Genomic DNA, 24,993 nt, shown 5'->3' with positions numbered 1-24,993 from the left:
ACTATTATCCAACAAGACTAAACTACCTGCTAGTTCTTATTATAACTAAACCTAAACAAAACTCAACTCGATTTTAAATAGACACCACAATTAATTGTATTTCCCCCCTCAAAATACTTTGGTTTCTTTAGCAAATAGCAAATACAATTAACAAATTTGCTATACCAATTACACATTGGTACAATACCGTTTAAACCTTTAAGAGGTTCACAAAAATCTTATAAAATGAAATACATATTTATTGCACTATTAGCCTGCATACTCTTGCCTGTATCTGCTAAAAAGAAACAACCCAACATTATTTTTATAATGAGCGACGATCATACCGCCCAAGCCATAGGTGCTTATGGAGGATTGTTAGCGAACTTAAATCCAACCCCTAACCTTGATAAATTGGCAGCTGGAGGTATCCGCTTTGAAAATGCTTTTTGTAATAACTCTATCTGTACACCTAGTAGAGCCAGTATTATATCTGGTCAATATCCTCAAACCAATGGAGTACTCGACTTAGATGGCGCATTAGATCCTGAAAAGCAATATTTGCCCAAAGAATTAAAAGCTCTTGGTTACTCTACAGCTATCATCGGGAAATGGCACTTAAAAAAAGAGCCTGTTAATTTCGATTATTATAAAGTATTGCATAGTCAAGGAAAATATTTTAACCCCACTTTTAGGGAAAAAGGTAAAGGCACTTGGCCAAAGAATGAAGTTAAAACTGAGGGGCACTCAACTGACGTCATTACTGATTTATCAATAGACTATTTAAAGAACCTAGATAAGTCGAAACCTTTCTTTTTAGCACACCACTACAAGGCTCCGCATGATATGTTTGAATATGCACCTCGCTACGAAGATTACTTAGCCGATATTGAAATTCCTGAACCAGCGAGTATGTACAATCAACCCTTCTGGGGTTCTGAAGGAACTAGAGGAAAAAACGATAGTTTAATACATTACATCGGCACATCTATTTCTCCTCGTCATCAGCAAAAAATAAATTACGACACTAACTATTCTGATCGTTGGTTCGGAGATAGTATCGACGCAAGTTTAGCAACTCATTTAGCTTATCAGAAATACCTAAAAGATTATTTACGATGTGTAAAAGGTGTGGATGATAATTTAGGGAGGTTATTTCAATATTTAAAAGATGAAGGCCTCTGGGAAAACACAATTATTATTTATACTGGAGATCAAGGTATGATGCTTGGTGAGCATGATTTGATAGATAAACGTTGGATGTACGAAGAAGCCATGCGTATGCCCTTTATTGTGCACAATCCAAAAATGATTGAAAAAAATCAAGTGAGTGATTTAATTATTAATAACACAGATTATGCACCTACCATGATTGAACTTGCCGGTGGAAAAACTCCGGATTATATGCAAGGAAAATCATTTATCAACACCCTACAAGGAAAACCTGAAGTTAATTGGCGTAAAGGAACCTATTACCGTTATTGGATGCATATTATTCATCACTATGTTCCGGCTCATTTTGGAATACGCACTAAAGATTATAAATTGATTTTTTACTACGGTAAACACTACCTACCCGAGGAAGAGTTTAGTAAGTTCTATTGGGGTAAAACTTATAATGGAATAGCGCAAGAAACGCCGCATACGTGGGAATTGTACGATTTAAAAAATGATCCTAATGAATTACACAACCGTTATAACGATCCTGCTTACAAAACAATTATAGCAGAGCTTAAGGCAGAACTTAAACAAACACGTGAAGAATTAAACGAAACGGATGCTAACTACCCCGAACTAAAAGCCATTGTTGATAAACATTGGAACGACTAATCGAATAAGAAACAATAAAAAAATAAGGTTGTAACAGATGTATTTTGAATACTTCTGGCTACAACCTTATTTTTTTATAATCTTAGATGCCTTAAAGTAATTTAATTAAGATATCCTTTTATCATTTAACCTCTATGAAGAAAATTATTTGATTGCACAATTCTATATATGTTTAAACAAGGTTTGATGCAGGTGGATCTGGTAAGAAATGTTTCATTTCTTTAACAGCCTGTATGGGATTTGGCGCATTAAAAATAGCACTCCCAGCCACAAGAACATCAGCACCTGAGTTTATTAACGATTGGGCATTACTAACAGTAATACCTCCATCAACTTGAATTAAAGCCCTACTATGTTTACGCTCTATAAGAGCTTTTAGCTCAGCAATCTTTTTATAGGTATTTTCAATAAACTTCTGCCCACCAAAACCCGGGTTGACTGACATGAGTAATACTAGGTCAACCTCAGTTATAATATCTTCTAATAAAAATACCGGAGTATGCGGATTTAGAGTAACACCCGCTTGCATACCTTCTTTTTTGATGGCATCAATTGTTCTGTGCAAATGAGTACATGCCTCATAATGCACATTTAGCAGATCAGCACCTGCTTTTTTAAAATCAGAAATATAATTATCTGGTTCCACTATCATCAAGTGCACATCAAAAGGTTTATCAATATGCGGCCTTAATGATTTTAATATCGGCATACCAAACGAAATATTTGGCACAAAACGACCATCCATTATATCTAAATGAAGCCAGTCAGCCTCACTTTTATTTATAATTTCTATTTGCGACTCCATTTTGCTGAAATCAGCAGCTAGTAGTGATGGTGCTATAAGATGTTTCATTTCTATTTTTTAGTTTGCGCGCAAAAATAAGAATAAAAAAACCTTCCGACTAATAATAATGGGAAGGTTTAAAATTAATTAACCTAAATAAGATCTTAAAATCTTACTTCTATAAGTATGTTTTAGGCGTTTAATAGCCTTTTCTTTAATTTGTCTTACACGTTCACGTGTTAGATTAAATAAGTTTCCTATTTCCTCTAAAGAATATGGAGGCTCTCCATTCAAGCCATAGTACAACTTAATAATATCTGATTCTCTGTCAGATAATGTAGATAATGAACGTTCTATTTCCTTACGTAAGGAATCACTTAGAAGTGTATTATCTGGACTAATAGAATCTGTAGATAGCAATGTATCATACAAGTTATTATCCTCATCTTTTCGTAAAGGTGCATCCATAGAGATATGCTTATGCATTGCCTTTAATGAATCCTTCACTTCTTTTGGTGTTAGGTCTAACACTTGAGCGATCTCTTCAGTTGTAGGCTCTCTTTGATACTCCTGCTCCAATGCAGCAAAGGTATTATTTACCTTATTCATTGAGCCAATTTTATTCAGCGGTAACCTAACTATTCTAGCTTGTTCGGCCAGTGCTTGAAGTACCGATTGACGTATCCACCAAACTGCGTAGGAGATAAACTTAAACCCTCTAGTTTCATCAAACCTTTGAGCTGCTTTTATTAATCCAAGATTTCCCTCATTTATTAAATCGGGTAAACTTAAACCTTGATTTTGGTATTGTTTGGCAACCGAAACCACAAATCGAAGGTTGGCATTAATGAGGCGATCTAAAGCTACAGTATCTCCTTCCTTAATGCGTTTGGCTAGTTTAACTTCCTCCTCTGCCGTTAATAATTTCACCTTACCAATCTCATGAAGGTATTTATCTAAGGAAGGAGTATCTCTATTTGTAACTTGTTTCGTTATTTTTAACTGTCGCATAACAATCTTACAAGGTTTAAATTATAGGTCAATAATAGTTTAAGCTAAATTTACATGAAGTTAACCAACACCAAAATAAATGTTCAAATTAATGTATGATTTGTTCAGCAGTTAGTAAATATAACAAAAAATAGCACTTTTGGTTTTTTTAGGCTAATAAAAAGGGAGTTAGATTACATGAAAATTAAGAAACTTAAGAGCAAGGTGGCAATTTATAACACAAAAACATTTTCTAATTAATTCTAATCTTAACTAACCATAGTTGCATAATAACGAATTGTAAAATCATCATTATTAAAATTTAAACAATCAAATTTGCATCTTGATTTCTATTTTACTAAGTTTGCAATGTACCTCTGAGTATCACATCTTTTAAAATAATGTATTTCATACAGTCAACTCAGACAAATCAGAACATTTTAAACTTATTATATCGAACATTAGTTCGTTTCACTTATTTCCCCAGTTATTTATTGGTAGTATTATATTATGTACGATATTCTTGAATTAAACAAGAAGCTTTTAGCAGAACTTAAAGAGGTTGCTAAGGAGCTTAACATTAAACGAATTGATTCGTTTAAAAAACAGGATTTAATCTACAAAATCCTAGATGAGCAAGCAATTATTGCCTCTGAAAAAAAGAAAACTGACAAACCAGCAGATAAAAAGCACATCAAACGCCCTAGAGTTAACAAGCCTGTAAAGCAAACCCCTACAGATAAAAAGAAACCTGCAGAAAAAGCTACTGAAAAAACTTCTCCGATTGCAGAAGTTGCCAAGGCTGCTGCAAATGAGGTTAAAAAGGAATCCGTGATTGAACCTGAAAAGAAAGCAGAAATCAAAAAGGAAACCAAACCTCAAGAAATTAAAACTTCGGATAAAAAACCAGAACAAAAAGAGCCTCAAGCAAAAGAGAATCCTCCTGTTGCATCCGAAAATAAAAGACAAGCAAACAATCGTCATGATGACAAAAGAAACAAGCCACATGACAACAAGAACCAAAAAGATAACAACAACCAACACCATAGAAAAAACCAAGACAAATCTTTTGATTTTGATGGCATAATTTCAGCATCTGGCGTTCTTGAAATCATGCAAGATGGATATGGTTTCTTAAGATCGTCGGACTATAACTACTTAAATTCTCCTGATGATATTTATGTATCTCAGTCACAGATAAAGTTATTTGGATTAAAAACTGGTGATACAGTATTAGGTGCCATCAGACCACCAAAAGAAGGAGAGAAGTATTTCCCATTAATTAAAGTTGAAGAAATAAATGGACGCTCTCCTCAAATCGTTAGAGATAGAGTCTCATTCGACCACCTAACGCCAATATTCCCAGATGAGAAGTTTAAAATAGCAGGAAGTGGCAAAGATAGCTTATCAACACGTGTTGTAGATATGTTTGCCCCTATCGGAAAGGGACAAAGGGGACTTATTGTTGCACAACCTAAAACTGGTAAAACTGTTCTTTTAAAAGAAGTTGCCAACGCTATTGCTTCTAATCACCCAGAAGTATACATGATTATACTACTTATTGACGAACGTCCTGAAGAGGTTACTGATATGGCAAGGAGCGTTAATGCAGAAGTTATCTCTTCTACATTTGATGAACCAGCTGAAAGACACGTTAAGGTAGCTAATATTGTATTAGAGAAAGCAAAACGTATGGTAGAGTGCGGACACGATGTGGTAGTACTTTTAGATTCTATTACTCGTTTAGCGAGAGCTTACAATACAGTATCTCCTGCTTCTGGTAAAGTATTGTCCGGTGGTGTTGACGCAAATGCTCTTCACAAACCAAAACGATTCTTTGGAGCAGCGAGAAATATTGAAGATGGTGGTTCATTAACCATATTAGCTACTGCTCTTACTGAGACTGGCTCTAAAATGGATGAAGTTATTTTTGAAGAATTTAAAGGTACAGGTAATATGGAACTTCAGTTAGATAGAAAGTTATCTAACAAGCGTATTTACCCTGCTGTTGATGTTACTCTATCAAGTACTCGTAGAGATGATCTACTTGTTGAGAAAGATAACATTAGTAGATTATGGATTTTACGTAATTATTTAGCAGATATGACTCCTGTTGAAGCTATGAATTTCTTAAAAGATAGAATGCAACAAACTAGATCTAATGAGGAGTTTTTAATCTCTATGAATTCAGATTAAGCATTCAAATAATATAAAAAAACAGGCCGTCTTAATCGCTGAGACGGCCTGTTTTTTTTACGATACTAAGTCAACTAACCAACCCGAATAAACACTACATAAGCACCAATATTTCTTCGTGAAATAAGTTACCCTGATATCAGAACTAAGCCCAATTATAAGTGACTAATTGAGAAACTGAGGATATGAGGATGTTACTTGGTTTCTGTAAGTATAAAAACAAAAAAGCCGTTAAGTAATATTCTTAACGGCTTCTATTTCGTTGAGCTACTCTTAGTTTTTAGCAGCTTCCATTGCTTTTGTAAGCACAGCTTTAAAAGCATCTGGATGATTAACAGCTAAGTCAGCTAAAACTTTACGGTTAATTTCAATATTTTGCTTAGTCATTGCACCCATTAATTTAGAGTATGAAACTCCTTCTAAACGAGCAGCAGCATTGATTCTTTGAATCCATAATGCTCTAAATTGACCTTTCTTTCTTTTTCTATCACGGTATGCGTAACCTAAACCTTTTTCATATCCATTTTTGGCTACCGTCCATACATTTTTTCTTCTTCCAAAAGAACCCTTAGTTTCTTTTAAAATTCTTTTTCTTCTTGCTCTTGAAGCAACAGCATTTACTGATCTTGGCATTTTTTTGCTTTTTAGAATGATTAGCGCTCCACTCTTGGAGTCTTTCTAGCTAACTTCATTCGATTAATAATAATTGTAATAAGGTACCGTCCTTATTATTTCATGTTCAATAATAACTTGATGTTTTTCTCATCAGCTGCATGAACTTGACCTGCGTAAGTAAGATTTCTTTTACGCTTTTTAGACATTTTTGTTAAAATGTGACTTTTAAAAGCATGTTTTCTTTTAATCTTACCAGTTCCAGTGATTTTAAAACGCTTCTTAGCACTGGAATTCGTCTTCATTTTTGGCATTGTAACTAATATTAAATTGTTTAATATAATTGATCGTTACTTTTTAACTTTCTTAGGAGACAAGAATATAATCATTCTCTTTCCTTCAAGCTTTGGTAACTGTTCAACTTTCCCATACTCTTCAAGATCTTGTGCAAATCTTAATAGTAAGATTTCCCCTTTCTCTTTAAATAATATCGAACGTCCCTTAAAGAATACATAAGCTTTCACTTTTGCTCCTTCGTCAAGAAACTTAATCGCATGTTTTAGTTTGAATTCATAATCATGGTCGTCGGTATTCGGACCAAATCTGATTTCTTTAACTACAACTTTAACTGCTTTCGATTTCAGTTCCTTTTGTTTACGCTTTTGCTGATACAAAAACTTCTGATAATCGATTACACGACATACAGGAGGATCAGCATTTGGCGATATCTCAACTAAATCTAATTCTAACTCATCAGCCATTTTCATAGCCTCAGTAGTAGAAAATACCCCCGGGTTCTCAATATTTTCTCCAACAAGTCTTACTTTTGGAATTCGAATCGCGTTATTTACACGAAATTGCGGCGTTTCTTTTTGAGGGGGCCTGCCTGTCCTTCTTCTATGAGTTGCTATTGTTAAGTCCTCCTATAATTAGTTAATAATTTATTTATTTATCTATTGAAGATAATTGTTCTTCTACTTCGTTGTTAATAAAGGTTGAAAATTCTTCAATTGTCATTGCTCCTTTATCTCCATCCCCTTGTTTACGTACTGAAACGGTATTTGTTTCGGCTTCTTTTTCGCCTACAATAAGCAGGAATGGTATGCGTTTCAGCTCGTTATCACGGATTTTTCTTCCGATCTTCTCATTTCTATCGTCTAAAACGCTGCGAATATCGGAATTATTTAGAACATTTGAAACTTTTTCAGCGTATTCGTTATATTTTTCGCTAATTGGCAGAACAACCACTTGTTCAGGAGTTAACCATAATGGAAACTTTCCGGCTGTATGTTCTATTAATACGGCAACAAAACGCTCCATACTTCCGAATGGTGCTCGGTGAATCATTACAGGACGATGCTTTACTCCATCACTACCCATATACTCTAATTCAAAACGTTCTGGCAAGTTATAATCAACCTGAATAGTACCTAATTGCCATTTACGACCAATAGCATCACGTACCATAAAGTCAAGCTTAGGCCCATAAAATGCAGCCTCTCCATACTCTACAATGGTATTCATACCACGTTCGTCGCAAGCCTCAATAATCGCAGACTCTGCTTTTTCCCAATTCTCTTCAGTTCCTATATATTTTTCATGATTTTCTTTATCTCGTAAAGAAACCTGAACTATATAATCTTTAAAATCGAGCGCTTTAAAAATATATTGAATAATATCAATAACCTTTTTAAACTCATCTTTCAACTGATCAGGACGACAGAAAATATGGGCATCATCTTGAGTAAAACCACGAACACGTGTTAATCCATGCAATTCTCCACTTTGCTCGTAACGATAAACAGTTCCAAACTCAGCCATTCTAATTGGTAAATCTCTATAAGAAACAGGCTTTGTTTTAAATATCTCACAGTGGTGTGGACAGTTCATCGGTTTTAACAAAAACTCCTCTCCTTCTGCAGGTGTATTTATAGGTTGGAATGAATCCTCACCATATTTTGCATAATGACCGGAAGTAACATATAGTTGCTTGTTTCCAATATGCGGTGTAATTACAGGTACGTAACCATATTTACGTTGAACTTTTTTCAAGAAATTCTCTAAACGTTCACGTAACATAGCCCCTTTGGGTAACCACAACGGTAAACCTTGACCTACATTTTGCGAAAAAGCAAATAACTCTAGTTCTTTACCTATTTTACGATGATCGCGTTTTTGAGCTTCTTCAAGCTTAACCAAGTACTCCTCAAGCATCTTTTGCTTTGGAAAAGTAATTGCATAAATACGCGTTAGCTGTTTACGTTTTTCATCACCGCGCCAATAAGCTCCAGCGATACTTAATACCTTTACAGCTTTTATGGCACTAGTAGATGGTAAGTGTGGTCCGCGACATAAATCGGTAAATTCACCTTGCTTGTAAAAAGTAATAGTACCATCTTCGAGCTCATTTATAAGCTCAAGCTTATACTCATCATTTTTCTCAGTGAAATAGCTTAATGCTTCAGCTTTGCTAACCTCAGAACGTTGGTATGCATTTTTCAAACGCGCCAACTCTTTCATTTTTGCTTCGATTTTAGGCATATCAGCATCACGAATTACAACTCCATCACCAGGATCAACATCGTAATAAAAACCATTTTCGATAGATGGTCCTATACCAAATTTCATACCTGGATACAAAGCCTCTAAGGCTTCGGCCATAAGGTGAGCTGAAGAGTGCCAGAAAGCATGCTTTCCTTCTTCATCTTCCCACTTATATAATTTAATAGATGCATCAGACGTTATCGCACGAGATATATCCCAAGTTTCGTCGTTAACAGATATAGATAAAACCTCTTTTGCTAAGCGAGGACTAATACTTTTTGCTATTTCTAAACCGGTAACACCTGCTTCGTACTCACGCACTGTGCCATCGGGGAAGGTTATTTTAACCATATGATGAATATTTTAATATCAAAAAACGCACAAAGATAATGAGTTTGTTAAAGAAAAGACTACAGACGTTTAATAATTTTACTCCTCGTGCAAAAAAACTGAATTAAAAGAAACTAAAATAACTATCAGCATTAATCCTATTTCAGCATATTTGACTATAAACCACTTTCTGAGAATTAAGAAATAACAACTACGAGTGCATAGGTATTACTACTCATAAATTCTAAAATAAGAATTCACTTAACTCCAGAAGAACAATACCCTTATAAATAAATTCCATAATTAAATAACTTAACTTTCGTAGAATCTAATTGGAGTATCCAATCATATTAAGTATTATTACCCTATGAGTGATATAGAAATATTACAACAACTGGGATTAGCTATAGAAGACCAACAAATCATTTTCTATGACAATTACACCCAAGAGCATAAAATAGATTTTGATAGCTTAAAAGAAGTTACTATCGACAAAGCATATACGCCTATTCATTCTCGTTTGAGTTATTGGTTTAGTTTTCTAGCAGTGGTAAAAACTCCATTTAGTGTTAGAAGACTATTTAACGTTGAAGATTATCGTGAAAACTACGAATTAGAACTAGAGCTAAACGACGGGAAGGTACTTTCACGTATAGTTAAAGACATAAACCTACATGAGGTAGAATCATTTCTAGATCAAATCAATAAAGCCCTATAAAGCAAAACCTATTTATATAGAATATCTGTTCTAAATAAATAGGTTCATTAAGTTGTAAACTTACACCTTGTAAACAACCAGTAAAAGGTTATTCAATATTCTCTCTTACTTCAGCCAAAAATTCTTGCATCTTCTTGGTATCTTTAGTCTCAATAATTGCTAATAGCTCTTTTAGTTTAAGCCTAATTTGTTCAACCTGTCCGCTTGTGAATGGATTAAATAATATTTCTGATAATAAATAATCATCTTCACTTAAGAGGCCCTTAGCAATATCGAAATGCTTTTTAAAGGTAGTACCAGGTGCTTCTTGCTTTTTCATGACCGATGCAAACACAAGAGTTGATGAAAAAGGAATAGACAATGAATATGCAATTGTTTCATCGTGCTCAACAAACGAATACTCATGTATATTTAGTCCGAGACTACTATAAAAATCTTTGAAAAATGTTTTACCCAAATGATCACCTTCTGAAATAATAATTGAATGGTGATCGCCCAAGCTTTTGAGGTTACCAAAAGTTGGTCCGAACATTGGATGGGTAGAAACATACGGCATACCTGATGCTTCGTAATACTCTTTAAATCCGGTTTTAACCGATGAGATATCAGAAATAATACAAGTTTTAGGTAGGTAAGGAATTACCTCGTCAAAAGCCTGAATGGTATACTTTAAAGTAACCGCATTAACTAGAATTTGGGGTGCAAACTCAGTTATTTCTTCGAGCTTTGTAAGACGTTGCGTATTAAAAACGTATTTCAATTTTTCTAAGTTTGGATCGTAAAGGGCTACTTCGTGATCGAGGCATAGTGCATCACTTAACCAAGTCCCCATTTTTCCGGCTCCAAGTATACAGATTTTCATTTTATTTTAAAGTATCAAGATGCAAGTATCAAGACACAAGATGTTTTGCAAGGCCTTAGTATACTTTATCTTCATTATTTGTAGAATTAATTTATTTCAAGAATAAGACGCAAATATCAGAATGATATCTTGATACTTGTGTCTTATTACTTGATACTTTAATTATTTATTCATTATATCGTTCTGACGCGATACAGATTCTTTATGAATACTTTCGAAAAGATCTGTTAAGAACTCATCTGAAAGACCTAATTTCATACCACGCTCTTTACGGTTATTCATAATCTCATCGTAACGACGCGACTGTAGAATGGTAATATTATTGTCTCTTTTATATTTACCTATTGATTCAGAGATTTCCATTCTTTTTTGAAGAACTTCTAATACTTTAGTATCTAACTCATCGATAGTTAAACGAAGATTATCTAATTCAGTACGTGGTTTCTCACCAATTTGAGGATCACGCAACTCAATTTTTGTTGTAATCTCTTTTAAGTTTTTAGGCGTAACTTGTTGAGATGCATCACTCCATGCTTTCTCAGGACAACGATGTGATTCTATTAATAAACCATCGAAATCAAGATCCATTGCTTCTTGAGAAATCTCGTAAATCAATTCACTTTTTCCACTAATGTGAGATGGATCACAAATAATTGGCAACTCAGGAATACGACGTTTTAACTCAATTGGAATTTGCCATTGTGGATGATTACGGTATTTTGTTTTATCGTAAGTAGAGAATCCACGGTGAATAGCAGCTAATTTAGTAACACCTGCACGGTTGATACGCTCTAAAGCACCAATCCATAACTCAAGATCAGGATTCACTGGATTTTTTACTAATACAGGAATTTCAACACCTTTAAGTGCATCAGCAATCTCTTGAACAGCAAATGGGTTTGCAGTAGTACGAGCTCCAATCCAAAGGATATCAACACCATATTTTAAAGCTTCGAAAACATGGTTTGCATTGGCTACCTCTGTACCAACATACATACCTACTTCTTCTTTCACTCTTTTAAGCCATGGTAAACCTAAAGTTCCAACACCTTCGAAAGCACCCGGACGAGTACGTGGTTTCCATATTCCAGCTCTAAAAATATTGTACCCTTCGGCTTTTAATTGTTTAGCAGTTTCTAAAACCTGCTCTTCTGTTTCTGCACTACATGGTCCTGCAATTACCCACGGACGCTCTAGGTCAAGCCCTGGAAGGCTTATTTTTTCAAGATTTAATTTATCCATCTCTCTTTTATTTTAAGCTGTTCTGTATTTTTATTATTGATTCTTTTAACACTTCTTTATTGGCACACAATGAAATTCTGATAAATTTATCACCTTGACTACCAAATATTGTGCCCGGTGTAATAAAAACATGTGCTTTATTCAAAATTACATCTGACAATTCAATGGCCGAGCTAATATTTTCAGGAATACGAGCCCAAATAAACATACCCGATTGATCTTTATCGTACTTACAATTGAGCATATCCATAATCTTCCATACCAACTCTCTACGCTCTAGGTATTCTTTATTTACCTCATCGTACCAATCTTTTTCAAGACTTAAAGCCTTTACTGCAGCTAATTGTAATGGTTTAAACATTCCGCTATCCATATTACTTTTTACACGTAATATATATTGGATATAACTTGGCTTCGCAGCTACCATTCCAACTCGCCAACCTGCCATATTATGCGATTTGCTTAATGAGTTTAACTCAATACAAATGTCTTTTGCGCCTTTTACTCTAAATATACTAAGCGGCTTGTCATTCAATATAAAGCTGTAAGGGTTATCATTACAGATTAATATATTGTGCTTTTTACCAAAGGCAACTAACTTTTCAAACAACTCAATAGTAGCATTAGCACCCGTTGGCATATTGGGGTAATTTACCCACATGAGTTTTACTTTTGATAAATCTTGCTTTTCTAACTCATCAAAATCAGGCTGCCAATTTAACTCCTCCTTAAGTTCATAATTAACCATTTCCGCTTCCACCAAATTAGATACCGAAGCATAAGTAGGATATCCTGGATTTGGCACAAGCACTTTATCGCCTTTATTTAAAAAAGCCATTGAAATATGCATGATACCTTCCTTAGACCCCATTAATGGCAATACCTCTTTTGCAGGATTTAGCTCAACACTAAAATGCGTTGAATACCACTTTGAAAATGCTTCGCGTAATTTGGGAATACCAACATAACTCTGATAACCATGATTAGTAGATGCATTAGAAGCCTGAGTTAACTCCGCTAAAACATCTTCATGCGGTGGTCTATCAGGATTACCTATCCCAAGGTTTATAATAGACATTCCTTGCTGACGCATTTCATCAATTTCTCTTAGCTTTTTAGAAAAGTAATATTCTTTTACTTCGCTAATTCTTTTTGCAGGTTGTATGCTCATTTTATTAGAAGGTTTTTTGTTCTGATAAAGGTTTATTATCGTTACTAACAGTATCGAAAGAACGTTTGCCAACATGATATTCACCTAGGCTTTGTAAACCTTTTGTCAGTGGCTTTATAGCGTCTAATGATTGTTTATATCTTATGTAATCTTCAAAGATTAGATCAACGTAAAATAAGTATTCCCACTCCTGCCCTACAACAGGTAATGATTGTATTTTAGTTAAGTTTATGTTATAGAATGCTAATATAGAAAGCACTTTTGATAGACTTCCTTCTGAATGAGGAAGTGCAAATACGATAGACGATTTATTAATTTTATTGTTGATTAATAAATCATCCACTTCCGTTTTTCCTCTATCTGAAACAATTAAAAAACGTGTGAAATTTCGTTTGTTGGTTTCAATATCCTGAGCTATAATTTCCATATTATATTGCTCTGCGGCCAAATCAGGAGCAATAGCAGCAACACCTGTTAGCTGACCATCGTTAATACGCTTTGCACTTAGGGCTGTATCATCAGCAGAAATTAATTTAATGTGGGGATAATCCTTGAAAAACTGACGACATTGAGCGAGTGCCATTGGATGAGAATGCACCTCTGTTATATCTTCAATTTTTTGACCTGGCAAAGTCATTAACTGATGCTTAATACGCAGCTTATACTCCCCGATAATAACTAAACCAGAATCTTTAAGCAAAGTGTAATTTTCAAGGATACTTCCAACTAAAGTGTTCTCTATAGCCACAATACCGTATATGCTATTGTCGCTTTTTAAAGTATCAAAGAGCTCTGGAAAAGACTCACAAGGAACCATCTCCAAACTATCTTCTTCAAAAAAAGCATTTGCGGCAATCTCATGATTTGAACCGGCACCGCCTTGTATAGCTACTTTTCTTAAGCTCATTCCTATTTCTTCGTTTAATATTGACGTAAAAAAAAAGTCCCACCTGTTATGGTGGGACTTTTATAATTTCTTGTTAGTAATTATATATTATATACCCACCTCTTTTGGATTACAGAAACCAAAAAAGTAAAAATAAAAGCTATAAAAATATGCAATGTGGGTCATCACTAAATCTCTTGTTTTAATTGTAACGCTGACAAAAGTAATAATTATTTTTAGCGGTAAAAATAAATTGATTAAAATTTACCGAATTTTAATGAAATTTGTCATTTGAAACTTCCTATACGTAATAAACTGTTAGCTGCCAATTTCACTCAACTCTAACCAACGCATTTCTTTTTCGTCGAGCTCTGCCATAATTTCATTTAAGCGCTTTGATTTTTCAGTAAGCGTTTCGTTATCCAATGTACCCGAATTCAAACCGTTTTCAATCTCTACTTTTTCGGCAGATAACGCTTCCAAATTAGCTTCAATCTCTTCCATTTCCTTCTTCTCTTTAAAAGATAATTTCCGAGGTTTTTCTTTTACTTCAGTTTTTGGTTTAGCAGGTTCTTTTACTGCTCGCTCTTGTTTGCGCTTTTCCTTTTCTTCGTTTAATTTAAAATCATGATAAATTGAATAATTTCCAGGGAAATCTTTAATCTCTCCTTGCCCTTCAAAAACAAAAAGATGATCTACAATTTTATCCATAAAATACCTATCGTGCGAAACAATTATAACGCAACCTTTAAAAGCCTGAAGGTATTCTTCTAACAGGTTTAAAGTAAAAATATCTAAATCATTGGTAGGCTCATCAAGAATCAGAAAATTTGGATTCTTCATCAATACAGTCATCAAGTACAAACGTTTCTTCTCGCCTCCACTCAATTTATCAACCTGCACATGGTGCATTTCGTTTCCAAATAAAAAGTAACGCAAAAACTGAGCCGGGCCCATTGAATCTCCAGAACCTAATGTAATATTCTCCGAAATTTCAGCAATTACATCAATTACTTTTTTCGACTCATCTATCTTCATTCCATTCTGATGATAGTAACCAACCACAACAGTTTCACCTGTTTCAATGGTTCCTGAATCCGGAGGCAAAGCACCTGTAATGGTATTTAAAAAGGTTGATTTACCCGTACCATTTTTTCCAATAATACCCAATTTTTCACCTTGGGCAAATTTGTAACTGAAATCCTTTAGTATAGCTAAATCATCAAAACTCTTATTTATATCAAAACACTCAATAATTTTTTTACCTAACCTAGCTGATTTTATATTCAGATTAATAGACTTCTCTGTTGTTCCGCTATTGGCTTTCTTTTTTAAATCATGAAAAGCATCAATTCTATATTTCGCTTTTGTACCACGAGCCTGTGGTTGACGATTCATCCAATCTTGTTCTTTCTTTAAGAGATTTTTTGCTTTTTCAACTTGCTGTGCTGTTGTGGCAATACGCTCTTCTCTTTTTTCGAGAAAATAGGCATAATTACCCTTATACGGATAGAGTGTTCTATCTGCCATCTCAAGAATTTCGTTACAAACACGATCCAAAAAATACCTATCATGCGTAACCATTATTAAAGTAGCCTTTGAACGTTTCAAGTACTCCTCCAACCACTCAATCATCTCCAAGTCAAGGTGATTTGTTGGCTCATCCAATATTAAAAAATCAGGTTCGTTAATTAAAATATTAGCCATAGCAACACGTTTCTTTTGCCCTCCGCTTAGCTGACTAATTTTTTGTTCAAAACGCGTAATTTTAAGTTGAGATAGAATTTGCTTAATACGTGCTTCAAAATCCCAAGCACCTAATTTATCAAGTTGCTCAATTAAATCACCTAAAGCTTCATGATCTTCATTTGCAAGCGCATTTTCATAAGCCTTAATTGCAATTACCTGAGGATTCTCTGAAGCAAAAATCTCTTCGATTACTGTATTATCGTTATTCAAAACCGGATCTTGCGACAGGTATCCTAAAGAAATTCCTTTACGATAAACAACCGAACCTGTTTCTGCAGGCTTAACTTTACCTAAAATATTAAGCAAAGTTGTTTTACCCTCTCCGTTTCTTGCAATCAATCCAACTTTCTGTCCCTCCGAGATACCAAACGTTAGATTATCAAATAACTTAATCTCTCCCCAGTGCTGCGTTAGGTCTTCAACCGATAAATAATTCATCTTATTATACTAAATTGTACCTCAAACGGATACGTTTTAAATTACCTTTTTCCTTATTATTACTATATTGTAATAGCTATCAATATTTCAAAAATTATATTTGGTATTGAATTTGCTTTACAAAAGTAGTATAACCATTTAATTTATTGTTATGAATAAGATTTTAGGATTACTTTTAGTACTGATGGTAAGTATTTCAACTATTACTGCTCAAGATAAATTAAGTAAAAAGGAAAAACGCCAGCTTGAAAAATTAGAAGAATTTGAAAAACTACAAGATTTAATTTCAAATAAAAAGATAGAATTTATTGCAGATAGAGCATTCCCTACCGGCTACCGAAACGTTGATTTAACTACAAACCCTAATTTTCTGCGCATATCTAATGATTCTGCTCATGCAGAAATGCCATATTTTGGTCGAGCTTTTTCTGCAACTCTAGGTGAGAGAGGTGGCATCCGTTTTGAATCAGAAATGATTGAAAAAAGCATAGAAATAAACGAAAAGAAAATGAAGGTAACTTTAATCTTCGAAATTAAAGATGATGGCAAAAATTACAGGTGTATTCTTGATATGTTTGGAGGTGGGTCTGCCAGCCTATCTGTTGGATCCGACCACTTACAACAAATTTCTTACAATGGAAATATAGAAGAGTATACACCAGAAGAAGAAAAATAAACTCCTCTAATTCAACTATAACAACCTATTACTATACACTAAATTATTGAATGATATAATTTAGTGTATATGATAATAATTGTTTTCATATATTTGCACCCGATATTAGACATTGCAAATACACTTCAGAACCCTACCACACTAACTAGCTGGCGTTGCTATAGTAAGAATGGTTCTGATTTTTAAACCAACTATGAAAACATTAAATTATCTATTATTAAGTTGTTTGTTTTTAACATCATGCAAAATCGACAATTCTGAGATTACTTACAATTCACCTAATAAACAAAACATTAGCATTAATGTAATAGGTCAGAATGCTGAATTATTTATTAATGAAGAAAAAGTAAGTTCTTCAAACTTATCAATTGATATTAATACCATTAAAAAAGAAAGTTTTGCCATATATGCACAAATTGAAAATAAGGGTAAACTATTCCAAGATTCAAAACAAATAAATAAACTTACCATCACCAATAAAAACATAGTATTGGATCCATTAAGTAACATTGGATCACTTGAACTATCCTTATTTCAAGAAGAAACAAACAACAACTCTGTTACTCCTATGGAAAACACTGAAGTTGCCCTAATAACAAGTAAAATTGCTAACATGTTATGGGAAAATAATTCGATGACATCTCAAAACATACGACAGAATTCTATAGAAATATTGAATACCAATAAAGATGGACTTGTAATTTTTAATGACATCCCCGTTTCTTTTGATACATATTTCTTTATGATAATACCTAATGACGATTCTGAGTTAATTTGGATAAACTACTATTTAACAAAAGGTAAACATGAATTATCTAGAACTTTTATAAGATAATATCATCTAAAAAGCAGTGCATTAATTTTTTGATGAATTTATTTAATGGTATAATTTTATTGATTCACCAAATTTTATTGTTCATCTATCATGCTAATGAAACCTTATTTAACCCTTTTACGTTAATCGATAGCAAAAGAATATATTATCTAGAGTACATTTTTTTTGAAATATGAGAGTTAAAGATAAAAATAAGACGATTGCAATATATAATGCAGTTATGTTTCTTGTTGAAAAAGAAGGATTTGGAGGGTTAACAATGAGTAAAATAGCTAAGCAAGCTAAATTGGCTACAGGTACTCTCTATATTTATTTTGAATCGAAAGAATTACTAATTAACGCTCTTTATCTTGAACTACAAGAGAATGCTGCCTCTCGATTTTTAGCTGACTTTGATGAAACTGCTCCTTTTAAAAATAAAATAAAAGGTATTTGGATTAACTATTTTAATCACAGAATTGAATTCTATAAAGAAAGCGTTTTTCTTGAACAGTATTACCGCTCTCCGTACATTAGTGAGGAACAACGCAAAATTGCACATGACTTAAAAGTTCCAATCATCAAACTATTAGAAGAAGGCCAGAAAGAAGGTGAAGTAAAATCTAATATTGACGCTGCTTTATTATTTTACTCAATGCTTGGCTTTATAAGAGAAATTGCTGCCGAACATTTCTTAGGCACCTACACTATTTCGGATCAGACGATAGAGGAAGCTTTTGAATTAAGTTGGAATGGAATAAAAAAATAGGAAATCCAACATAATTGGATTTCCATAGCTTAATATTTTATAAGTCCCACAGATTTTCAAGAGTAACAGGACTACCTTCTATCGCAAAGAAACTCCCGTTCACATACCTTCTGTTTTTGTTTACAGCTTTAACTTGAGCCATTTCGTGTTCTGTCAATGATAAATCAGCAGAATCTAAATTCTGTTTTAATCGGGCAGGATTAACTGATTTTGGTATTACTGAAATAGACCTTTGCATTGCCCACGCTAAAATTAACTGAGCAATAGAAACACCCTTTTCCTTTGCCAACTCCGTTAGTTTTATATCCTCTAATAAAACAGGTTCATCTGCTGTTTTTAAACCTTGTGGTCGATCTGAAGATCCCAATGGAGAATAAGCCATAACATGCACATCTACACTTTGGCAATAATCCACCAAATCATCTTGTTGAAAATATGGATGAAGCTCAACCTGATTTAAACATGGTTTTATTTTGCAGTTACCTATAAGGTCTTTTAATTTTTTAATACTAAAATTACTCACTCCAATACTCTTACTCAAACCCAAAGCAAAAGCCTCTTCCATACCCAACCAAGTATCCGCAATTGGTTGATCCTCTAACGAAACAAAATCTTCGGGTTTAGAGGCTGCTGGCACCTCCTTTTTAAATGGTACCGGCCAATGAATTAAGTATAAATCAAGATAATCTAATTGAAGATCAGACAATGTTTGCTTTATGGCAGTAACAACATTACTCTTCCCATGCATATTATTCCACAATTTAGAAGTCACCCATAACTCTTCACGTGTTACAACTCCCTCACTTATTGATTCTGAAATTGCCTTACCTACTTCTGATTCGTTTCCGTAAACAGCTGCGCAATCAATATGTCTATATCCTAACTTAAGCGCTTCCTTTACTGCATTGTATACATCACCGGGTGCCGATTTCCATGTACCCAAACCTAAAATAGGCATATCCCCATTCGTAAATTTTAAAGTCTTCATAGTATTCATATTTATTCAGAAAGCAAGGTAGCACCTTTCTTACAGATTTAACAAAAAATACAAGAAAGATAGCAATACTTCTATAATCATACTTTACGCTTCTTGCTTTGTTGCTGCTAATACAATTTCGCGCACATTTACACCTTGAGGTTGATTAAAAGCATACCATATTGCATTCGCAATATCTTCAGGTTTTAAAACCCCACCCATTTCTTCTTTCCAAACATCATAACCAGCTTTAATTTCGTCAGAAGTAGTGTGCGATAACAACTCGGTTTCAACAGCTCCTGGAGCAATGGTAACCATACGTACATTAAATGGAGCTGCTTCTTCTCTTGCATTCTCAGTTATAGCATGAACTCCAAATTTAGTACCTGTATATGCGGCATGATTCGGAAAAGTTTTTCGCCCAGCAATTGAACTAACATTTATAATAGTTCCACCTTTACGCGCTTTCATCTGCGGTAAAACAGCCTGCATACCATTAAGAACTCCTATAATATTTACATCGAACATTCTTTTCCACTCCTGTGGATCTTGAGTTGTTAAATCCCCTAACAACATAAGCCCTGCATTGTTAACAATCGCTTCCGTTGTACCATATTTTTTTTCAGCATCTGCAACAGCATCTTTTACTGCAGTAATATCAGTAACATCCACCTTTTTACAAATGGTATTGGGTAAAGAAAGAGCCTCTAACTTTTCAACTCTTCTAGCTAATAGTAAAAGAGAATATCCTTCTTTCGAGAACAACTGAGCGGTAGCAGCTCCAATTCCAGAACTTGCTCCTGTAATAACAATTAATTTATTATTAGTTTTCATAATGATATATTTTTATAACCACTTTAACTTCCACATACATCCCCAACTCTTTATTATTAGGAATGTATAAGCAAATCATTTTTATATGAATTATTATATTACAAAGGTATAGCTTAACTTTACCCGCTCAAAATACTATTTTTATATAGCTATTATAAGTTATAATTATGGATGAAAGACTACTCCGTTTTTTCGTAGCTGTTTACGAAGAAAAGAACCTATCACGCGCAGCAGAGAAATGCTTTGTTTCTCAACCTAACATCTCCAACGGAATAAAACAGTTGGAAGAGCTGATTGGTAAACCTCTTTTTAATAGACACAAACGTGGAGTTGAATTAAAAGAGGATGCACATTACTTATACCCTATTGCCAAACGCATTATTGGCGAATTACAGTCAATTCCTGAAATATTTAGAGAGGGATCTTTAAAACAAAAAGTAGTTGTTGGTATTGCTGATAGTATTTCTCAACACTACAAACGAAGTTTCTTTAATATATTATCGAATGAAATAAATAATATTGAATGGGACTTAAGACCAATGGCACAAGAATGCGAAATAAATATTTTGGTTAGAGAATGGAAGTTTGAGTCTCATCACTTTTTACCTCTTTGGAAAGAAAATTACGTATTATGCATCCCTGAAAATCACCCACTAGCAGAAAAAGACATTATTGATTTAATTGACTTGAAGAATCAACCTTTTATTCATTGTCCTCCTTGCGAAGCACACCAACAAAGCCTATCTATTTTAAATACAACTGGAGACAAGTGGAATACGATTGCAAATTGCGCCACAAAAACAGATGTATTAACCATGTTGATGGCTGGTTTAGGGATTTCTTTTCTCCCTGAATATTTAATAGAAGGTGCTAAAGGGTTTGTTGTAAAACCTTATAATGGACCAAAATATTACAGAGAGATTGGATTATCCTATGCTAAAGACAGTTTAAATAACCCTGCAGTAAAACAAATAATTGAACACTATTCAAAATAAATTTGACTTAACACCTTTACCCAAAAAAAAAGACACCAATGAGCAATATATATACCAAAGAATTTGAAGTAAGCACCTACGATGTTGATATAAATCAAAACATAAGAATCAGCCGAATTTTTGCCTTCTTCCAGGAAGTAGCTTGGCTTCATGCTGAAGAGTTACAATTTGGATTCTTCCACCTAAAGGAAAATCACAATTCATTTTGGGCTTTAAGCCGATTACACATCAATGTAAATAAATATCCCAAATGGAATGATGAAGTTACCTTAAGAACATGGACCGTAAGCGCCAACCGACTTTTTGCACGGCGAGACTTTGAAGTAATTTTAAACGATATTGTTTGTGCAAAAGGCAGTTCTGATTGGATTATAGCCGATTTAGAAAGCCGAGTTTTACAAGATCCTTCAAAGATACTTGCTACAATTCCTTATGTTTTTGGAGCAGGTTTAAGTGAAGTATCAACAGAACGAATAAAACCCATCAAACTTTCCTTAAAAGACGAATGCATAAGGAAGGTCAGGTACAATGATTTAGATATGAACAACCACCTAAATAGCATTCGCTATTTAGATTGGGTACTCGACTGCCTACCCCGCGATTGGCATATTAACAACAAAGTAACCAATGCATTAATTAACTACATGCATGAGGTAGCTTGCGAACAGGAGGTACAAATTAATTATACACAAATAAAGGAGACTCCATGCACTTATCAATTTATCGGCATCAATAAAAATACAAATATCAATTCCTTTCTAATGGAAATATCATTTGAAAAAATATTATTGTGATTCTACAAATTCTTATCCCTTAATATAGGCCAAAGATTATTCTATTACATTTTTTGATAATACTATATTCTCCTATCTTTACACGGCTCAAACCTCATCAATTCATATGGATATTTTATAAACCCATAAGGATTGATGTTAAGCATTTTATAAACTAAAAAGATTTAAGTGAGTAAAACCACATCAGACAAATCTGTCGTACAATTACTTGTACAACAATGTATAAAAAAAGGAATCCGCGAGGTTGTAATCTCTCCAGGATCAAGAAATGCTCCATTAATAATAGCATTTAACGCTATTGAAAACATTGAATGTTTCACTATAGTTGATGAACGAAGCGCAGCCTTCGTAGCTCTTGGCATGGCTCAACAACTGCGCCGCCCGGTTGCCATAATATGCACCAGCGGAACTGCAGCTTTAAATTATGCACCAGCAATTGCTGAAGCATATTATCAAGAGATTCCTCTAGTTGTTCTCACAGCTGATAGACCAAAAGAATGGGTAGGTCAAGCCGATGGTCAAACAATCGATCAAAGTAACATTTTTAGCAATTACATTAAGCATAGTATTGACCTGCCTGTAAAGATTGCTCATGATGATGATGCATGGTACGCCAACAGGTCAATATCCGAAGCACTGAATAACACCATGCATCCCGTGCCTGCCCCTGTGCATATTAATATTCCTTTACGCGAACCTTTATACGGAAGAACTGCCGCTGAAAAAAGAGTATCGCGACCAATTGAACAGTTAATTCCGGAACAGACTTTAAGCGTAGATCAAATACAAGAATTAGCCACAAAATGGAATAAAGCAGAATCCGTAATGATTGTAGCAGGAGTTTTAGCTCCTTGTGAAAAAATGAGCCAAGTGCTTAGTCACTTAGGCCAACTATCAAATACAGTATTCTTAACCGAAACAACAACAAATCAATTTTGCAATAATTTCATCACTTGTATCGATAGGCAAATGTTCTCTATTGACGAAGATGAAGCTGCTTTATTTAAACCAAGCTTATTAATCTCATTGGGCGGACAAATTGTTAGTAAAAAAATAAAAGAATTCTTACGAAACAATCCTCCAAAAGAGCATTGGCACATTTCTCAATCCGATAAGGTTATTGATACTTTTCAACGTTTAAGCCTAACAGTAAAAATGGATGCTTATGAGTTTTTCTCTCAAGTAGCATCGCACTTAAAGGTTGAAACCGGGAGATTTAAAGACATTTGGCAAAAGCGCTCGTTAAAAAATCAAGCTTTACACGAGCAGTTTATTGAGCAAACAAAGTGGAGTGATTTAAAAGCACTAAATCACATCTTTACCCATTTGCCAGAAGAATCTCAATTACAATTGGCCAACAGCACTCCTGTTCGTTACGCGCAGCTGTTCCAAAACGATATTAAAGTTCACTCTTTTGCCAATAGAGGCACTAGTGGTATTGACGGTAGCGTAAGTACTGCTGTTGGAGCATCTATTAACTCTGAGAACCCAACTATCCTTATTACGGGAGATCTTAGTTTTATGTATGATTCAAATGGTTTATGGAATTCGTATTTGAAAAAGAACTTTAAAGTAATTGTTATCAATAATGGTGGTGGTGGAATTTTCAGATTCATTCCTGGGCCATCAGATTCACCAGAATTGGAGCAATTCTTCGAAGCCAAACACCAATATAAAGCAGAACATCTTGCTTATACCTATGGATTAGATTATTTTAGCGCATCATCACTTGAGGAACTAGAAGATACTTATAATAACTTCGTAAATAACAACACCAAAGCTTCATTACTTGAGGTTTTTACACCTGGAGATATTAACGGTAAGATACTTCGTAATTACTTTAAGAATTTTAGTAACAATAGATAATATAAAACACACGATATGAGTAAATATAACTGGGAATCTATAAAGGAGTATTCCGATATAAAATTCGAATTCTTCGAAGGCATTGCCAAACTAACAATCAACAGGCCTGAAGTATACAATGCTTTTCGTCCGGAAACAATTATGCAATTATTAGAAGCCATTGAGGTTTGTCGTGAACGCCAAGACATTAGCGTAGTTGTGCTTACCGGAATTGGAGATAAAGCATTTTGTTCTGGTGGCGACCAAAAGGTTAAAGGTGTTGGTGGCTATATTGACGAACATGGCGTACCTCGATTGAATGTATTGGATTTACATAAAAAGATTAAATCGTTACCTAAGCCTGTTATAGCTATGGTAAACGGATACGCTATAGGCGGAGGGCATGTATTACATGTTGTATGCGACCTTACCATTGCATCTGACAATGCTCGCTTCGGGCAAACTGGTCCTAAAGTAGGAAGTTTTGATGCCGGCTTTGGCTCATCTTATTTGGCTAGCCACGTAGGGCAGAAGAAAGCCCGTGAAATTTGGTTCTTATGCGAACAATATACTGCTGCAGAAGCAGAAACAATGGGTATGGTTAACAAAGTGGTACCTTTAGAAGATCTAGAAGATACAACTGTTGAATGGTGCAGAACAATAATGAAACGCAGTCCATTGGCATTACGCATGATTAAAAGAGGCTTAAATGCTGAACTAGATGGACAACATGGTATTATGGAAATGGCTGGTGATGCAACTTTAATGTATTACCTAATGGAGGAAGCACAGGAAGGAAAACATGCATTTCTTGAGAAACGTGATCCTGACTTTAAACAGTTCCCAAAGTTCCCATAACAAAAGAAAAGCAAACTTATATATAAAAAGAGCTTGTCAACTTTATTAAGTGACAAGCTCTTTTTGTATCAATGAAATAGCGATTTCCTAAAGCAAAAAAC

General features: G+C 34.3%; 23 protein-coding genes. 10 read left to right on the top strand and 13 right to left on the bottom strand.

The window, feature by feature from the left end; all coding sequences use genetic code 11:
- Positions 1–225 precede the first annotated feature (225 nt).
- Entirely contained in the window at positions 226–1,809 is a 1,584-nt protein-coding gene (locus QMO11_RS10470; RefSeq protein WP_282037190.1) for a sulfatase family protein, read from the top strand.
- A gap of 172 nt (positions 1,810–1,981) precedes the next feature.
- Here the strand turns inward: QMO11_RS10470 and rpe are convergent, their stop codons facing one another.
- Both rpe and QMO11_RS10460 read right to left on the bottom strand, forming a co-directional pair.
- A complete protein-coding gene (rpe, locus tag QMO11_RS10465; RefSeq protein ID WP_282037189.1) occupies positions 1,982–2,662 on the bottom strand; it encodes a ribulose-phosphate 3-epimerase in 681 nt (226 codons plus the stop codon).
- 78 nt (positions 2,663–2,740) lie between these two features.
- Entirely contained in the window at positions 2,741–3,604 is an 864-nt protein-coding gene (locus QMO11_RS10460; protein WP_282037188.1) for a sigma-70 family RNA polymerase sigma factor, read from the bottom strand.
- A gap of 489 nt (positions 3,605–4,093) precedes the next feature.
- Here QMO11_RS10460 and rho point away from each other — a divergent pair, with 489 nt between their 5' ends.
- Positions 4,094–5,779 carry a transcription termination factor Rho gene (gene rho / locus QMO11_RS10455; RefSeq protein ID WP_282037187.1) on the top strand — a complete coding sequence of 562 codons (1,686 nt, stop codon included), beginning with the start codon at positions 4,094–4,096 and terminating at the stop codon, positions 5,777–5,779.
- 273 nt (positions 5,780–6,052) lie between these two features.
- On the opposite strand, the gene rplT is transcribed toward rho, so the two are convergent.
- From rplT to thrS, 4 genes are all read right to left on the bottom strand, one after another.
- On the bottom strand, positions 6,053–6,412 hold the full coding sequence (gene rplT / locus QMO11_RS10450; protein WP_075601681.1) for a 50S ribosomal protein L20: 360 nt from the start codon (positions 6,410–6,412) through the stop codon (positions 6,053–6,055).
- 95 nt (positions 6,413–6,507) lie between these two features.
- Positions 6,508–6,696, bottom strand: a complete 189-nt coding sequence (rpmI, locus tag QMO11_RS10445) for a 50S ribosomal protein L35 (protein WP_425595547.1) — start codon at positions 6,694–6,696, stop codon at positions 6,508–6,510.
- A gap of 45 nt (positions 6,697–6,741) precedes the next feature.
- The gene (gene infC, locus QMO11_RS10440; RefSeq protein ID WP_075601679.1) at positions 6,742–7,302 is read right to left on the bottom strand and encodes a translation initiation factor IF-3; all 561 of its coding nucleotides are present in this window, start codon (positions 7,300–7,302) and stop codon (positions 6,742–6,744) included.
- Between the two features lie 34 nt (positions 7,303–7,336).
- On the bottom strand, positions 7,337–9,286 hold the full coding sequence (gene thrS, locus QMO11_RS10435; protein WP_282037186.1) for a threonine--tRNA ligase: 1,950 nt from the start codon (positions 9,284–9,286) through the stop codon (positions 7,337–7,339).
- A 346-nt stretch (positions 9,287–9,632) separates the two neighbouring features.
- Here thrS and QMO11_RS10430 point away from each other — a divergent pair, with 346 nt between their 5' ends.
- Positions 9,633–9,983, top strand: coding sequence for a hypothetical protein (locus QMO11_RS10430; protein ID WP_282037185.1), 351 nt, complete (start codon positions 9,633–9,635; stop codon positions 9,981–9,983).
- Positions 9,984–10,071: 88 nt separating this feature from the next.
- Here QMO11_RS10430 and QMO11_RS10425 read toward each other — a convergent pair whose 3' ends face one another.
- The 5 genes from QMO11_RS10425 to QMO11_RS10405 form a co-directional block, all read right to left on the bottom strand.
- The gene (locus QMO11_RS10425; protein ID WP_075601676.1) at positions 10,072–10,845 is read right to left on the bottom strand and encodes a prephenate dehydrogenase/arogenate dehydrogenase family protein; all 774 of its coding nucleotides are present in this window, start codon (positions 10,843–10,845) and stop codon (positions 10,072–10,074) included.
- A gap of 162 nt (positions 10,846–11,007) precedes the next feature.
- Positions 11,008–12,087, bottom strand: coding sequence for a bifunctional 3-deoxy-7-phosphoheptulonate synthase/chorismate mutase type II (locus tag QMO11_RS10420; protein ID WP_282037184.1), 1,080 nt, complete (start codon positions 12,085–12,087; stop codon positions 11,008–11,010).
- Positions 12,088–12,094: 7 nt separating this feature from the next.
- Positions 12,095–13,258, bottom strand: a complete 1,164-nt coding sequence (locus tag QMO11_RS10415) for a pyridoxal phosphate-dependent aminotransferase (RefSeq protein ID WP_282037183.1) — start codon at positions 13,256–13,258, stop codon at positions 12,095–12,097.
- A gap of 4 nt (positions 13,259–13,262) precedes the next feature.
- On the bottom strand, positions 13,263–14,165 hold the full coding sequence (locus QMO11_RS10410; RefSeq protein WP_075601673.1) for a prephenate dehydratase: 903 nt from the start codon (positions 14,163–14,165) through the stop codon (positions 13,263–13,265).
- Between the two features lie 297 nt (positions 14,166–14,462).
- Positions 14,463–16,331, bottom strand: a complete 1,869-nt coding sequence (locus tag QMO11_RS10405; RefSeq protein ID WP_282037182.1) for an ABC-F family ATP-binding cassette domain-containing protein — start codon at positions 16,329–16,331, stop codon at positions 14,463–14,465.
- Between the two features lie 151 nt (positions 16,332–16,482).
- On the opposite strand from QMO11_RS10405, the gene QMO11_RS10400 reads away from it, so the two are divergent.
- The 3 genes from QMO11_RS10400 to QMO11_RS10390 all read left to right on the top strand — a co-directional run bounded on the left by QMO11_RS10400 (position 16,483) and on the right by QMO11_RS10390 (position 18,590).
- Complete coding sequence (locus tag QMO11_RS10400) at positions 16,483–17,007, top strand: DUF4251 domain-containing protein (protein WP_282037181.1); 525 nt, start codon at positions 16,483–16,485, stop codon at positions 17,005–17,007.
- A 193-nt stretch (positions 17,008–17,200) separates the two neighbouring features.
- The gene (locus QMO11_RS10395; protein WP_282037180.1) at positions 17,201–17,842 is read left to right on the top strand and encodes a hypothetical protein; all 642 of its coding nucleotides are present in this window, start codon (positions 17,201–17,203) and stop codon (positions 17,840–17,842) included.
- 172 nt (positions 17,843–18,014) lie between these two features.
- Entirely contained in the window at positions 18,015–18,590 is a 576-nt protein-coding gene (locus QMO11_RS10390) for a TetR/AcrR family transcriptional regulator (protein WP_282037179.1), read from the top strand.
- Positions 18,591–18,627: 37 nt separating this feature from the next.
- On the opposite strand, the gene QMO11_RS10385 is transcribed toward QMO11_RS10390, so the two are convergent.
- Both QMO11_RS10385 and QMO11_RS10380 read right to left on the bottom strand, forming a co-directional pair.
- A complete protein-coding gene (locus tag QMO11_RS10385; protein ID WP_282037178.1) occupies positions 18,628–19,578 on the bottom strand; it encodes an aldo/keto reductase in 951 nt (316 codons plus the stop codon).
- 93 nt (positions 19,579–19,671) lie between these two features.
- Positions 19,672–20,400 (bottom strand): SDR family oxidoreductase, encoded by a 729-nt coding sequence (locus QMO11_RS10380; protein ID WP_282037177.1) that lies wholly within the window; start codon positions 20,398–20,400, stop codon positions 19,672–19,674.
- Positions 20,401–20,567: 167 nt separating this feature from the next.
- Here QMO11_RS10380 and QMO11_RS10375 point away from each other — a divergent pair, with 167 nt between their 5' ends.
- The 4 genes from QMO11_RS10375 (at position 20,568) to menB (ending at position 24,892) form a co-directional block, all read left to right on the top strand.
- Complete coding sequence (locus tag QMO11_RS10375; protein ID WP_282037176.1) at positions 20,568–21,395, top strand: LysR family transcriptional regulator; 828 nt, start codon at positions 20,568–20,570, stop codon at positions 21,393–21,395.
- Between the two features lie 38 nt (positions 21,396–21,433).
- The gene (locus tag QMO11_RS10370; protein ID WP_282037175.1) at positions 21,434–22,189 is read left to right on the top strand and encodes an acyl-[acyl-carrier-protein] thioesterase; all 756 of its coding nucleotides are present in this window, start codon (positions 21,434–21,436) and stop codon (positions 22,187–22,189) included.
- Between the two features lie 168 nt (positions 22,190–22,357).
- The gene (gene menD, locus QMO11_RS10365; protein ID WP_282037174.1) at positions 22,358–24,055 is read left to right on the top strand and encodes a 2-succinyl-5-enolpyruvyl-6-hydroxy-3-cyclohexene-1-carboxylic-acid synthase; all 1,698 of its coding nucleotides are present in this window, start codon (positions 22,358–22,360) and stop codon (positions 24,053–24,055) included.
- 15 nt (positions 24,056–24,070) lie between these two features.
- Positions 24,071–24,892 carry a 1,4-dihydroxy-2-naphthoyl-CoA synthase gene (gene menB, locus QMO11_RS10360; protein ID WP_075601663.1) on the top strand — a complete coding sequence of 274 codons (822 nt, stop codon included), beginning with the start codon at positions 24,071–24,073 and terminating at the stop codon, positions 24,890–24,892.
- Positions 24,893–24,993: the final 101 nt, after the last annotated feature.

The organism is Saccharicrinis aurantiacus (assembly GCF_947489045.1).
Taxonomy (GTDB): Bacteria; Bacteroidota; Bacteroidia; order Bacteroidales; family Marinilabiliaceae; genus Saccharicrinis; species Saccharicrinis aurantiacus.
This window is presented reverse-complemented; position numbering and strand designations above follow the sequence as displayed.

Excerpts from the sequence above, each read along its gene's own strand:
- rplT (WP_075601681.1), bottom strand. The coding sequence starts at position 6,412 with ATGCCAAGATCAGTAAATGCTGTTGCTTCAAGAGCAAGAAGAAAAAGA.
- menB (WP_075601663.1), top strand. The coding sequence starts at position 24,071 with ATGAGTAAATATAACTGGGAATCTATAAAGGAGTATTCCGATATAAAA.
- QMO11_RS10380 (WP_282037177.1), bottom strand. The coding sequence starts at position 20,400 with ATGAAAACTAATAATAAATTAATTGTTATTACAGGAGCAAGTTCTGGA.
- QMO11_RS10375 (WP_282037176.1), top strand. The coding sequence starts at position 20,568 with ATGGATGAAAGACTACTCCGTTTTTTCGTAGCTGTTTACGAAGAAAAG.
- QMO11_RS10420 (WP_282037184.1), bottom strand. The coding sequence starts at position 12,087 with ATGGATAAATTAAATCTTGAAAAAATAAGCCTTCCAGGGCTTGACCTA.
- QMO11_RS10400 (WP_282037181.1), top strand. The coding sequence starts at position 16,483 with ATGAATAAGATTTTAGGATTACTTTTAGTACTGATGGTAAGTATTTCA.
- QMO11_RS10460 (WP_282037188.1), bottom strand. The coding sequence starts at position 3,604 with ATGCGACAGTTAAAAATAACGAAACAAGTTACAAATAGAGATACTCCT.
- QMO11_RS10415 (WP_282037183.1), bottom strand. The coding sequence starts at position 13,258 with ATGAGCATACAACCTGCAAAAAGAATTAGCGAAGTAAAAGAATATTAC.
- QMO11_RS10405 (WP_282037182.1), bottom strand. The coding sequence starts at position 16,331 with ATGAATTATTTATCGGTTGAAGACCTAACGCAGCACTGGGGAGAGATT.
- thrS (WP_282037186.1), bottom strand. The coding sequence starts at position 9,286 with ATGGTTAAAATAACCTTCCCCGATGGCACAGTGCGTGAGTACGAAGCA.
- QMO11_RS10385 (WP_282037178.1), bottom strand. The coding sequence starts at position 19,578 with ATGAAGACTTTAAAATTTACGAATGGGGATATGCCTATTTTAGGTTTG.
- QMO11_RS10410 (WP_075601673.1), bottom strand. The coding sequence starts at position 14,165 with ATGAGCTTAAGAAAAGTAGCTATACAAGGCGGTGCCGGTTCAAATCAT.
- QMO11_RS10390 (WP_282037179.1), top strand. The coding sequence starts at position 18,015 with ATGAGAGTTAAAGATAAAAATAAGACGATTGCAATATATAATGCAGTT.
- rpe (WP_282037189.1), bottom strand. The coding sequence starts at position 2,662 with ATGAAACATCTTATAGCACCATCACTACTAGCTGCTGATTTCAGCAAA.
- QMO11_RS10395 (WP_282037180.1), top strand. The coding sequence starts at position 17,201 with ATGAAAACATTAAATTATCTATTATTAAGTTGTTTGTTTTTAACATCA.
- rho (WP_282037187.1), top strand. The coding sequence starts at position 4,094 with ATGTACGATATTCTTGAATTAAACAAGAAGCTTTTAGCAGAACTTAAA.
- QMO11_RS10430 (WP_282037185.1), top strand. The coding sequence starts at position 9,633 with ATGAGTGATATAGAAATATTACAACAACTGGGATTAGCTATAGAAGAC.
- QMO11_RS10370 (WP_282037175.1), top strand. The coding sequence starts at position 21,434 with ATGAGCAATATATATACCAAAGAATTTGAAGTAAGCACCTACGATGTT.
- rpmI (WP_425595547.1), bottom strand. The coding sequence starts at position 6,696 with ATGAAGACGAATTCCAGTGCTAAGAAGCGTTTTAAAATCACTGGAACT.
- QMO11_RS10470 (WP_282037190.1), top strand. The coding sequence starts at position 226 with ATGAAATACATATTTATTGCACTATTAGCCTGCATACTCTTGCCTGTA.
- QMO11_RS10425 (WP_075601676.1), bottom strand. The coding sequence starts at position 10,845 with ATGAAAATCTGTATACTTGGAGCCGGAAAAATGGGGACTTGGTTAAGT.